Here is a 12,792-nt window from a genome sequence, read left to right as displayed (position 1 = left end):
AAGGCCGCCAATAGGCGGCTTTTTTTGTTAATATCTTGAGATAAAACAACCGATAAATAAAGAAGATAGACGTTTAGGGAAGGGGTGCGGAGCAATGAATCAAGCAGAGTGGAAGGAAATGGCCGATGAGGTGAAGCAATACATAATGAATCTGGAACAGGCCAGCCGATCAGTGGGAGATCTATTATATGATGGTCTTCAGGCAGACACAATTGTTATTTTTCAGCAGTATCTTAACGGCTTTTTTGACATTTCCCAAGCCATAATTATTACGGTCGAATCTAGTGTTGAATTTGCTCCCGCTTTGAGGGAGAGCGTTATGTTGCATGTACAAGAATTGATGCTGCTACCGGAGCAATTCCAGTTATTGCTCTCTCAAGAACGTTGGGTGGCTCTTGCAGATATTTTGAAATATGAGATTCCGGAACAACTTCAGAAGATATCTTCAGCTATGAAGGGGAACGCCTAGACATGACCAGCTTATTCGATAGCAATCTGTTCTACCTGAAAGAACATCAAACGAATGTATTCGATGAAGTCATGTCTTATTTGTCCGATTCGGAGCATGATCCTTCATTTCAACTTACAACGGAACATGCCGTTAATATTCAATATAATACGCAGCAGAAATCTTTTCTGTTATATAGCAAATTCGATCCGCAATATGAATGCGAACGCTGGTTAGAAGCCTATCAGTTTGATGACAAAATCGAGACCGATTTTGTTGTCTATGGCTTAGGCTTGACCTATCATTTGACACAATTAATTAATAAATATCCGCAGGCAAAGCTGTTTATATACGAGCCCGAGATTGGAATCTTTGTAGAGGCTTTAAAAGTCATTAATGCAGAAGAGTTATTTACACATAAGAACATTGTCAATATATCTATCGGGAAGTCAAAGGAAGTGTTGAATCGCTATATGCACTTCTTGTACTATTATGCGAAATTTCCGCTGCAGGTGCTGGATATACCGATTTATAGAACTATAAATACGGAGCTCTTTCTCGTATTTCTAAAGTTAATAGAAAAGATTACGATCAGTAAAATGGTGAGAAGAGGGTTCTACGAAAGGTTTGGCGGCCAAATGTTTCGGAACAGCCTCCGCAATATGATTCAAATGAACAACACTCCTTCCTTGGCTATCCTGAAAGGCGAATTTCCTGGAAGTACGGCTATCGTTGTAGGCGGAGGACCTTCCCTGCAATACGATATTGAGCAGCTGAAAAAAATGAAGGATTCCTGTCTGATTATTGCGGCAGGCTCTAGTATTCAATCGCTCGTCCATTTGGGCGTAGAGCCGCATTTGATTGTATCCATGGATCCAGGCGTCGTTAACCTAAATGTCTTCACAAGAAATAATGTGAATCATATTCCTCTATTGTATATGCCGCAAATTCACCATCAAATTATAGAGGTGCATAACGAGAACAACGTATTCGCTTATTATTCGAACGATATCATTATTAATAAATTTGTTGATAGCTATGAGAAAGATTATACGTTTGAGCCGACTTATTCCGTGACAGGGACGGCTATTCAAGCAGCTATATACCTTGGAGCCAGCACGGTAGTGTTTACTGGTCAAGATCTCTCGTACCCGGGAGGAGCAATGTATTCACCGGGAGCTAAGCACCTTAGTAATCATACTAATAGGAAATCCGAGAATCAATTGTCATTAGAAGTGGATAATGTAGAGGGAGGTAAAAATCCGTCAACGTTAAGCATGAAAACGACGTTAGAAAATATTCAATCCATCATCGAAAAATTCCCTAATACGACCTTTATTAACGCATCGTCAAAGGGCGCTGTTATAAAAGGGGCGGATTTTATGAGTCTAGATCAGGCATGTAAACAATACACAGGGGCTATGCATGATTATGGATCTATCAAATCTATAATATCTAGTGCAGGGATCAAGGGACACCCAGACTTTAAGGATGTGCGCGAAAGAACGATTGAAATCGTTCAAGCTTTTGAAGCGTTTATGAAAACGTGTAATGTTATCGGCAGAGACTTGGACAAGCTAGTTGAGCTTAGCTCGACCAATGAGGCGAAAGCGGAAAAAATACTGAGAGCTATTGAGGAGAAATGGAAACCAGTCATTAGACATCCGATCTTTAAAGAACTTGTCGAAGAAATGATGGCGAATGAAATAAATGTATACGATCGAAAGATCCTAGACGTATTTAAGGAAACCGATATGATTAAAAAGTCACTATTGCTTCAGCAAACGCTAGGTAAATTTATTTCGGATATGAAACGGAGACTAGATAGTTTAAACCAGGAATATCTGGCATTATTGAATCATGTAAAGTAAGTCGTACCTATCACGCTGTGAGGATTGGTGAGGATTGATGAAGAATGATCTTTTTGCTAACAAGACAGTGCTAATAACGGGGGGGACCGGGTCATTCGGCAAGACCTTCATTAAAAGGCTATTAGACATTAATGTTAAGAAGGTTATTGTATTTAGTCGCGATGAGTTGAAGCAATATGAAATGCGCAGGGAATTTGGCGCGGAGCATCGCTTGCGCTATTTTATTGGTGATGTTAGAGATAAAGATCGTTTGTATCGCGCCTTCGATGGCGTGGACTATGTTATTCATGCCGCTGCCATGAAGCATGTGGATGCTTGCGAATATAATCCGTTTGAAGCAGTCAAGACAAATATTAATGGGGCGCAAAACATTATTGAGGCCGCAATAGATTGTGCCGTCGAGAAGGTTATAGCCTTATCTACAGATAAGGCAGCAGCGCCTGTCAATCTCTATGGAGCGACCAAGCTTGCATCAGATAAATTATTCATTGCCGCGAATACATACGCAGGTACAAAACAAACCAAATTTTCTGTAGTTCGATATGGCAATGTAGTTGGAAGTCGCGGCAGCGTGGTGCCATTTTTTCAGCAAATTAAACATACCGGCGTGTTGCCAATTACCGATGAACGTATGACCCGTTTTTGGATTACCTTAGATCAAGGTGTGCAATTCGTTATTGATAATTTGCAACGTATGCGAGGTGGAGAGCTGTTCGTTCCGAAAATTCCAAGCATGAATATCATCGATCTGGCTAGAGCGATAGGACCGGAATGCGATATTAATATTGTTGGTATTCGTCCTGGTGAAAAGCTGCATGAGACCATGATTACAATTGATGATGCTCGCCATACCTTTGAATTTGACGACCATTATGTTATTGCACCTGAATTTAGCTGGTGGACTTCGGAAAAGATGACGGGAAAAGCATTGCCTGAGGGCTTTGAATACAATAGTGCCATCAATAATAGATGGCTGACGGTAGAGGATTTACAGGAGATTGTGAAGGAGATGTAGATAATTATAACAATAGAGTGAGACTGTAACAGTGATAATTGATGATCGGCTCCAGCTTCCTCAAGCGAGGTGTAGCGGTACAACAGGGAATGAAGGAAGTGAGAGCCGTAGCTTCTCTCATACCATTCGCCCCGACTACCGTTCCTTGCCTTTCGGTTACAATACGGATGCAGCTTTGCACTCCAGAAGGGGCCTCGATTGGATGTTCCAATCAATCAATTTTAACGTTAGGTTCAGTTGCAAACAAATCAAAAAGATCTTACAAGTACAATTATACGAGGAGATTAAATGAGAAAAAAAATATTGTTTGGATCTGGACAGGCAGCAATCGACTTTCTGGCGCAAATTAATTATGAGGGAATTAATTATGTTGTTGATAATAATGAAAAAAAATGGGGGGGGAGGATACAAACATTAGAAATTCATCCTCCTATCAAATTAAAAGAGGAGAAATCTGTTTTAATTATTATTGCTTCTATGTATTATACGGAAATTAGTGATCAGCTTAAGCTTAACTTTAATTTAAAAGAAGGTATAGATTTTGTTCATCATGAGTTGTATTTTAGTGCAAATGCATCGCAAGCAAAGAAAGATATTGTCTACCCTACAGTTATAAATTTTCCAGTGACAAACAAATGCAACTTTAGATGTGCAATGTGTAATGTATGGAAACCAGAATATGCAGCACATAAGGATTTAACACCTGTTGAGATTGGTAAAATTTTTAATAAGCCATTGTTTAAAAGGTTAAGTCACATAGGTATAAGTGGAGGAGAACCTTTTGTACGAAAGGATCTAGAGCTACTTATAACTGAAATGGTTGAAAATACTCCAAGCTTAAAAAGTTTGTCTATTATCACTAATTGTAGTATGAATCAAACCCACGAAAGAGTGCTTCAAATAAAAAAGTATTTAGATAGTAAAGCAATATTATTTTCACTTCAAGTTTCGATTGATGGTGTAGGGAATATTCATGATTTAAATCGCGGGAAAAATGGTGCATTTAATCTTATGTACACTAATTTTGTGAAATTAAATGACTTAGGCATAGTTAATGAAATTAGCACAACTATTACAAAATTTAATATTAATTCTTTATGGGATAACTATATGTTCGCGAAAAAACATAACGTATACATTAGATACAGATTAGCAGCGCCAATTGCTAGGTTGTATAATAATGACCTTACTAGTAATTTTACGTTTAATGATCAAGAAAAATTACTTCTGATTAAATTTTTTGAAAACCTTATTAATAACTATGAACAAAAACTCGAAAAAAAAATGCATTATTACTCACTAATTAATATTCTTAAAAACGGAAATAGAGTCGCGGGGTGTCAATACCAAACTTCAGAGGGTGTATCTTTAGATCCTTATGGAAATATTCACTTTTGTTTTCCTTTCAGTGAAAAAATAGGTAATATCAATGATGGTAATGAATATGACTGTAGTTTTCTTGAAGATAATAAGGATAAACTGGAAAGTGCAAAAATGAACTGTAAAAATTGTATTCATGATTATTCCGGTCCATATACTGAAGCTGGTTCCAAAATGATAATTGATATTTTGTCTAGGAACTACAAAGTTCAGAAGGAGCTAAATAATTATATAGCAGAGTACAGATTACGAGGTGAAATAATTGAACAATAAGGTTGTAATCCTAGGCTGGTATGGGACAGAAACATTAGGCGATAAAGCAATATTGGCTGGTATTTTAGGAAATGTTTTAAAAAATGGAGTCTTACTTGAGGATATAACCTTGCTTTCACTTAATGTTGATTACACTAGACTAACTATTATTGATCTAGGATATCAAGGATTAAAGGTATTAGACTTTTATTCTATGAAGCAAGATATGATATTCATTCAGAATAATGACGTATTTATAATGGGGGGGGGGCCTTTATGTGATATAGATGAGATGATATATGTATTGGAAATATTCCATAATGCTAAAAGGTTAGGTAAAAAGACCATTTTATATTCATGTGGAGTAGGACCTTTAAATGTAGACAAATACAGTTATGTTTTTTCCGAAATTTTATTACATTCGGATGAAATACAATTCCGAGATTACTATACTCCTGAGAAATATAGAAGTTTGATAGGTGATCATCAGTACAGTGTGGCAATTGATCCTGCCTTTAACTATCTCTACAGTGTGAAAAGTAATATAGGTGACGCGTTGATAGGATCACCATATGTTATGTTTTGTCTAAGAAAATGGCCCAGAATGTACTCTTTTGGGATTAACGACAATGAGTATGAGGAGATAGTTGAATACTTCGAAAAATTTATTTTTGATACTATTAAAGATTATAAAGAACTAGGTGTGAAAGTTATACTATTTCCAATGCACAACTATTACATTGGTAACGACGATCGAGAGTATTTTTTAGAACTATGTGAAAAGTATGAACTATGGAATGATGTGCAGATTATTGGTCATGAGTATTCGATAAATGAAGCAGTTAATTATTTCAAATATGCAGATAAGGTCTTTGCAATGAGATTTCATTCGGTTGTATTTGCTATAGCTTTGGAAACAGATTTTATTGCATTAGACTATCAAATAGATGATGGGAAAATTACGGGAGTTCTTAATATGTTAGATCTATCGAGAAAGGTACTTCGAATTGGTGACTTTAAGAAGAATATTGATAAAATTAAAGCTGAAACTACGGGGAAACACGATGTAAATTGGAATAATGTAAACAATATTATTAGCACTCAAATCGCAAAGCTAATATAAGTGTATAGAGGATGATTGCAATATGGAAATACTGCATATTAACACGAATGATTTACGTGGCGGAGCAGCAAAAGTAATGGATCGTTTAATTGTTGCACAAAACAATCTGGGACATTCTTCAAAAGCAATCGTAAACAATAAAGAAATTTCATCAAATTACACATTTCCGTTTGATAACGGGATTGATATTGACGGGAAGCAGTATGTTGATTCAAAAGGAATGCTTGATTATGAATACAATGGAGTATTTAATCTCATAAATAATCCGCTTTTTCGGAAAGCTGACATTATTCATTTACATAATATGCATGGTTATTATTTTAATCCTTATGCAATTTCCGTGTTGTCTCACTTCAAACCTATTATTTGGACGCTTCATGACATGCAGAGTGTTACGGGGCATTGTTCCTATGCATTTGACTGTAACAGTTGGCAATTCGGATGCGGGAATTGCTCTAATTTAAAAGAATACCCAGCAATAAAGAGCGATCGTACTGCATTAAATTGGAGAGAGAAAAAGGATATTTACAATAAGTCGAAATTATTTATTGTTCCAGTGGCAAAATGGATAGAGAATATTGCTAGAAAAGGAATTTTAATGAGTCAGCCTATGGAAACGATTTTAAACGGTGTAGATATTGCTGTTTATCGTCCATTAAGCAAAGAAATGTTGAAGAAGAAGTATGGGATTCCTACAGATAAAATTATTATCGGCACAGTTGCCAATGGAGGTGCTTTTTCACAAGAGCGTAAAGGTGGAAAATATGTTCAGGCAGTCATGGAACGATTAATTAAAGAGGGCCATGAAGTTTTACTAGTGAGTGTTGGTGGGGAAAGAAAGGGATTTATTAACGATAATCTTTTTGATGTAGGGTATATATCCAGCGAACAAGAAATGGCTGAGGTATATAATACATTTGATATTTATATGTTTCCCTCTCTTGCAGACACTTGTCCATTAGTCATCTCTGAAGCAATGGCTTGTGGTATTCCGATTGTTACCTTTAATACGGGTGGTATTCCTGAATTAGTTGAGCATGAGATTACTGGATATATAGCTTCGAAACATGACCTCGAGCAATTGTACGAGTACACTTTACGACTAGTAATGGATCAACAGTTAAGGGGGAAATTTGCTGAGAATTCTCGAAAATTTTGTTTAAAATATTTTGATCATAATATAATTGTGGAACAATATAATAAAGTCTATGGAAAAGCTATCAGTTACTATGAGAAGAATAAAGATAAGATTCTTTATTTTAATCAAATGGACGTACCTAGTTTTGTATGGGGCTCTAAAGAGTTTCAACACGCTGAAATAATAAAAGATAAACTATTGCCAAAGTTAGATATTCCGAATCAAAAATTAATTATAGTCTCTAGTAAGATCAATGAATTAACTGAAGAAGTTTCTTTTGAGGAAGCAGTTAATCTTCAGGTTTCAGATACTGATATTGTTTTTATAGAGCGATCAGGTTATGAAGTTGAAAGTAAATTTTTTGAAATAATGCTTTATAAAGGGGTTAACACCGATATACTCGCGAGTACAGTTTTGTTACAAAAAGATAATGGAACAAAGTTCTTTTCGAGTATTTCAAGTGTTCAGGATAGAGGACAGAAGCTTGTAAATACTTCAATAGGCGGTCTATTTTATAAAGGTGACTTCTTTAAAAAGAATCGTGAGTGCATTTTGCATGGTGGCATGACAGAGTACTCGACTAAAGAACAGTTTATTGTTGATATGGTCAAGGTTAAAGTTGATGGTTTTTTACATCAACTTGTGCAGCAAGATATTTATATATATGGTGCAGGTTTGCATACTAAAGAACTTCTCACTCAATGTCCAACACTTCATATGTTTGTTAAAGGTATTATCGATAGTAATTCATCAATGTGGGGAAAGCTTTTTATGAATAATTTTTCGATATTATCCATCGATGAGGCGAATACTGAAACTCCTATTTTAATTTCTTCTGCTACATTTGAACGTGAAATATTTAGTCAATTAAAAGAAAAGGTAAATAATCGCCTAATCACCATCTATAATAATTAAGAAGGGATGATTGCTTTGAAAAAGGCACTAATTACAGGCATAAGCGGTCAAGATGGTGCCTATTTAACAAAATTTCTATTGAATAAAGGATATGAAGTACATGGCTTAGTACGTCGTACTTCAATTGAGCGTTACGATAGAATTGAACAATATTTAGAGAATGATTGTTTGCATCTTCACTATGGCGATATGACGGATTCCTCCAATATTATTCGTCTAATGTCAGAGATACAACCAGATGAAGTGTACAATCTTGCTGCTATGAGTCATGTCAAGGTCTCATTCGACACACCAGAATATACGGCTAATGCTGATGGAGTAGGGACATTACGTTTACTTGAGGCTGTGCGCATATTGGGCTTGGAGAAGAAAACCCGTATTTATCAAGCATCTACTAGCGAGTTGTACGGTAAGGTACAAGAAGTCCCACAATCAGAAACGACACCATTTTATCCACGTAGCCCATATGCAGCTGCCAAGATTTATGCGTATTGGATTACGATTAATTATCGAGAAGCATACAATATGTTTGCTTGTAATGGAATTCTATTTAATCATGAATCCCCATTGCGCGGTGAATCATTTGTCACTCGGAAAATTACACTGGCAGTGGCTGCTATTAAAAATGGCAGGCAGGATTGTCTTTATCTTGGTAACTTGGATGCTAAGCGAGACTGGGGTTTTGCCGGCGATTATGTCGAAGCAATGTGGTTAATTTTACAACAAGATCAGCCCGATGATTTTGTTATTGCAACAGGCCAAACGAGAACCGTTCGTGAATTTGTAGAATGTGCTTTTGCAGAAGCGGGGATCCAGATCGAATGGAAGGGAGAAGGCATCAATGAGAAGGGGATTGATGCTGCTACGGGTAAGGTTATTGTTGCGGTAGACCCTCAATTCTTTCGTCCAACTGAGGTTGACCTATTACTCGGGAATCCTGCGAAGGCATTGCAGAAGCTAGGCTGGGAGCCACGTACAAGCTTTGAAGAATTGGTTAACATGATGGTTCAAGCTGATCTGCAAAAATAGACAATAAAGAAAAGCAGTTTCGACATGCACAGGTGTGAGACTGCATTTTTTTTATATTGAAAGCAGAAGGGGATACAATGAAAATAATATTATTGTCGGGAGGTTCAGGCACTCGTTTATGGCCTCTTTCAAATGATTCCCGAGCAAAGCAGTTTTTACAGGTGTTGAAGAATGAGAATACAGGTGAATTAGAGTCCATGCTTCAACGGGTGTATCGACAATTACTTCAGGTTGTTGAGCCGGATGACATTATTATTTCCTCTAATCAAGTACAAGTGGATATGATACGAAAGCAAATTGGAAACATACCTATTGTTATAGAACCGGAACGTCGAGACACATTTCCGGCGATTGCTCTTGCTACTAGTTATCTCGTTTCTGAACTTAATATATCCCATGATGAAATTGTCGGGGTGGTATCTGTTGATACCTTTGTAGATGTCGAATTTTATAAGAAAGTCACCCAGCTAGAACCATATGTTAGTGGCAATGACGCACAATTAGGGCTAGTAGGTATTAAACCTACATATAATTCATCCAAATATGGCTACCTCATACCAAATGTATGGCGCAATGATCTGATGGAGATAAAGAGCTTCAAAGAGAAGCCGAGTGAAGAGGAAGCGGAAGAACTCATTAAGTTGTCTGCCTATTGGAACAGCGGCGTATTTGTTTTTCCAATTCAGCTAATTATTGATAAGCTACAGCAACTAAATATGCCTATTCATTTTCACACACTGCATCAGAGATTTATGGAGCTGCCTAAAAATAGCTTTGATTATGAGATGGTAGAGCAGTTAACAAAAATCATTGCGCTTACTTACGATGGTTTTTGGAAGGACCTTGGAACATGGAATACGTTAACCGAGGAAATGTCCCAGCAAGTCATCGGGAATGGCGGCATGAGCGATGATTGCAGGAATACGCATATTGTAAACGAGTTGGATTTGCCGGTGAAAGTGCTAGGGATATCCAATGCGGTTGTAGCGGTAAGCGCGGACGGTATATTAGTGACAGATAAACCATCCAGTTCCAAGATGAAGGATATGCTTCATGAAGGCTTGTTCTCTAGACCCATGTATGAAGAAAGAATTTGGGGATGGTATCGAGTAGTTGATTTTACTAAGACAGCCATGCAAGAAGTACTGACAAAAAGAATGTTTATTGAATCGGGAAAAAGTATAGATTATCAATTTCATCACTTTCGTTCTGAAGTTTGGACGGTCATTTCAGGTTCAGCTATATTTGTATTAGATGGGAAGCGGAATATCGTACAGTCCGGTGATGTCTTAAAAATACCGATCGGTGTAAAGCATGCTTTGTTGGCGTTGGAGGATACTGAAATGATTGAAGTACAAATGGGAGGTTTTTTAGCAGAAGAGGATACAGAGTGTTTGGAGTATGCTTGGGAAATGCTTTAATATAAATGGTTTAACGGTGAGGCATAAAGAATTGATTCTATTCAATTCTTTTCTTTTTTACCACAGTAAAGAAAACAAGAGAAAAAGGTGCTCTTAATGGATAAAGAATCTAAAATATATGTAGCAGGTCATAGAGGTTTAGTAGGATCTGCTATTGATCGTTGTTTGAGGAAAAACGGATTTAACAATATTGTTTTCAGAACAAGTACAGAGTTGGACTTACGTAATCAACAAGCTGTGCAAGAGTTTTTCGATGTAGAGCATCCAGAGTATGTTTTCTTAGCAGCTGCGAAAGTAGGCGGTATACTGGCAAATTCCGCTTATCCTGCTCAATTTTTATACGATAATTTATCAATACAATCCAATGTTATTGAAGCAGCCAGACAATATGGTGTGAAAAAGCTGTTGTTCCTAGGAAGTACTTGTATCTATCCGAGGTTTGCGCCGCAGCCACTTAAGGAAGAGTATTTATTAACTGGAGAATTGGAGCCTACTAATGAGGCATATGCGCTAGCAAAAATCGCAGGAATCAAAATGTGTGTTGCGTATAACAAGCAGTACGGAACGGACTTTATTAGTGTAATGCCTACAAATTTATATGGTCCAAATGATAATTTCGATTTGCAAACTTCTCATGTTTTACCTGCTTTAATGAGAAAAATACACGAAGCAAAAACGAAGCAGGAGAAATCCGTTATTGTTTGGGGGAGTGGTACTCCGTTAAGGGAGTTTCTTCATGTCAACGACATGGCCGAGGCGTGTGTGTATGTAATGGGAAATTGCACATACGAACAAATTGGTGATTTTGTAAATGTAGGAACAGGAAAGGAAGTGACGATTCGACAACTAGCAGAAGTATTGTGTGAAGTAATTGGTTATGAGGGTGAACTAAAGTTTGATTCTTCAAAGCCAGACGGAATGCCAAGAAAGTTAACGGACGTGTCAAAGTTGCATCAACTAGGTTGGGATAACAAAATTCACTTACAGGAAGGAATTCAAGATACATATCAATGGTATCTTGACAATAGGTGCGATTATGAATTTAAGACCGAAAATTAGTGTTATTACAGTTTGCTATAATGCAGAACAAACCATTGAGCAGACCATTCAAAGCGTAATAAATCAAACTTACGATAATATTGAATATATTATTATTGACGGTGCATCTACTGATAGAACAATGGAAATTGTCGATAAATATAGACGACAAATCAGTAAAGTTATTTCTGAGCCTGATAAAGGTATATATGATGCTTTTAATAAAGCGATTTATTGCAGTACAGGAGATTATTTATACTTTTTGAATGCAGATGATCAACTGTTCAAGAATGAAGTATTGGTCGATATATCATCACAGTTGCAAGAAACAAATGCGGATGTCTTATACGGAGCAGTAGAGTATATTGAGCTATATAACGGAAAACCCTATGTATGGAAGGATAAAATTGACTTGAAAAAAGTAATGCAAGGTCATATGCCTCATCATCAAGGAACATTTTTCAGAAAAACCATATTCGATAAGTTTGGAGTATATAACACCAGGTATAGCCTTGCTGCTGATTATGAATTTACAACTAGGTATTTTTCAGATGAAGCTATAAGGATACAAAAGGTGGACGATATTGTAGCTAAATTTAGAATGGGTGGTGTTTCCACCTCAATTACTTCTAGTGCCAAGGAAACTTGGGGCCAAGAGAAAGAAAAAATAGTGAGGGAACTGTATCAATTTGAAGTTCAAAAGAATCCATTGCAAGAAAATTATGATTTATTAAAGATTTGGATAAATTTACTTATAAATGTACAGGAATTTGATGTGAATGAGATGTTACAGGGCGATATAGCAGTTTTTGGTGCAGGGGATATTTCTGCATTAATCATCGATTTTATTTCAAAAAGAGGGATGACGCCGTGCGTTGTTTTTGATAATGATCCTTATCTAGAAGGGAAATTGATGAAGAATATAGTTATCAAGACTCCTAAGAAATTGGAGAATATCAATACTATTATTATTGCGACCGAAGCGAACCATGAACAATCAATTAGAAAACAGTTAGAACAAGAATTTGAAGAGGAGATATTGAAGATTAATATATACACATGGAAAGATATTGTGTTGAACCTTCATAATAAAAAGAAGGACTAATAGTAGATAGTGAAGTAAATAGCAATTAAGCAGGTTCAACAATGAACTTAATAGAAT

At 36.5% G+C, this 12,792-nt stretch carries 10 protein-coding genes; all 10 read left to right on the top strand.

The window, feature by feature from the left end; genetic code table 11:
* The first annotated feature begins 94 nt into the window (after positions 1-94).
* The 10 genes from ACX1C1_RS05130 to ACX1C1_RS05085 all read left to right on the top strand — a co-directional run bounded on the left by ACX1C1_RS05130 (position 95) and on the right by ACX1C1_RS05085 (position 12,735).
* Positions 95-469: a hypothetical protein gene (locus ACX1C1_RS05130; RefSeq protein WP_458956056.1), complete on the top strand. Its 375-nt coding sequence runs from the start codon at positions 95-97 to the stop codon at positions 467-469.
* A 2-nt stretch (positions 470-471) separates the two neighbouring features.
* Entirely contained in the window at positions 472-2,319 is a 1,848-nt protein-coding gene (locus tag ACX1C1_RS05125) for a motility associated factor glycosyltransferase family protein (protein WP_458956055.1), read from the top strand.
* Positions 2,320-2,356: 37 nt separating this feature from the next.
* On the top strand, positions 2,357-3,334 hold the full coding sequence (gene pseB, locus ACX1C1_RS05120) for a UDP-N-acetylglucosamine 4,6-dehydratase (inverting) (protein WP_458957597.1): 978 nt from the start codon (positions 2,357-2,359) through the stop codon (positions 3,332-3,334).
* Between the two features lie 288 nt (positions 3,335-3,622).
* On the top strand, positions 3,623-4,987 hold the full coding sequence (locus ACX1C1_RS05115) for a radical SAM protein (protein ID WP_458956054.1): 1,365 nt from the start codon (positions 3,623-3,625) through the stop codon (positions 4,985-4,987).
* Positions 4,977-6,089 carry a polysaccharide pyruvyl transferase family protein gene (locus tag ACX1C1_RS05110; RefSeq protein WP_458956053.1) on the top strand — a complete coding sequence of 371 codons (1,113 nt, stop codon included), beginning with the start codon at positions 4,977-4,979 and terminating at the stop codon, positions 6,087-6,089. Before ACX1C1_RS05115 ends, ACX1C1_RS05110 begins: the two co-directional genes overlap by 11 nt.
* 22 nt (positions 6,090-6,111) lie before the next feature.
* Entirely contained in the window at positions 6,112-8,142 is a 2,031-nt protein-coding gene (locus ACX1C1_RS05105) for a glycosyltransferase (protein ID WP_458956052.1), read from the top strand.
* Positions 8,143-8,157: 15 nt separating this feature from the next.
* Positions 8,158-9,171: a GDP-mannose 4,6-dehydratase gene (gene gmd, locus ACX1C1_RS05100; RefSeq protein ID WP_458956051.1), complete on the top strand. Its 1,014-nt coding sequence runs from the start codon at positions 8,158-8,160 to the stop codon at positions 9,169-9,171.
* A gap of 77 nt (positions 9,172-9,248) precedes the next feature.
* Positions 9,249-10,592 carry a sugar phosphate nucleotidyltransferase gene (locus ACX1C1_RS05095; RefSeq protein WP_458956050.1) on the top strand — a complete coding sequence of 448 codons (1,344 nt, stop codon included), beginning with the start codon at positions 9,249-9,251 and terminating at the stop codon, positions 10,590-10,592.
* 96 nt (positions 10,593-10,688) lie between these two features.
* Positions 10,689-11,651, top strand: a complete 963-nt coding sequence (fcl, locus tag ACX1C1_RS05090) for a GDP-L-fucose synthase (RefSeq protein ID WP_458956049.1) — start codon at positions 10,689-10,691, stop codon at positions 11,649-11,651.
* Complete coding sequence (locus ACX1C1_RS05085) at positions 11,629-12,735, top strand: glycosyltransferase family 2 protein (protein WP_458956048.1); 1,107 nt, start codon at positions 11,629-11,631, stop codon at positions 12,733-12,735. The genes fcl and ACX1C1_RS05085 overlap by 23 nt, the downstream gene beginning before the upstream one ends.
* Positions 12,736-12,792 lie beyond the last annotated feature (57 nt).

It is taken from the genome of Paenibacillus sp. strain BS8-2 (genome assembly GCF_054483835.1).
The sequence above is the reverse complement of the archived record's forward strand: the minus strand, read 5'-3'. Positions and strand labels throughout refer to the sequence as shown.

Excerpts from the sequence above, each read along its gene's own strand:
- ACX1C1_RS05130 (WP_458956056.1), top strand. The coding sequence starts at position 95 with ATGAATCAAGCAGAGTGGAAGGAAATGGCCGATGAGGTGAAGCAATAC.
- ACX1C1_RS05125 (WP_458956055.1), top strand. The coding sequence starts at position 472 with ATGACCAGCTTATTCGATAGCAATCTGTTCTACCTGAAAGAACATCAA.
- pseB (WP_458957597.1), top strand. The coding sequence starts at position 2,357 with ATGAAGAATGATCTTTTTGCTAACAAGACAGTGCTAATAACGGGGGGG.
- ACX1C1_RS05115 (WP_458956054.1), top strand. The coding sequence starts at position 3,623 with ATGAGAAAAAAAATATTGTTTGGATCTGGACAGGCAGCAATCGACTTT.
- ACX1C1_RS05105 (WP_458956052.1), top strand. The coding sequence starts at position 6,112 with ATGGAAATACTGCATATTAACACGAATGATTTACGTGGCGGAGCAGCA.
- ACX1C1_RS05095 (WP_458956050.1), top strand. The coding sequence starts at position 9,249 with ATGAAAATAATATTATTGTCGGGAGGTTCAGGCACTCGTTTATGGCCT.
- fcl (WP_458956049.1), top strand. The coding sequence starts at position 10,689 with ATGGATAAAGAATCTAAAATATATGTAGCAGGTCATAGAGGTTTAGTA.
- ACX1C1_RS05085 (WP_458956048.1), top strand. The coding sequence starts at position 11,629 with ATGAATTTAAGACCGAAAATTAGTGTTATTACAGTTTGCTATAATGCA.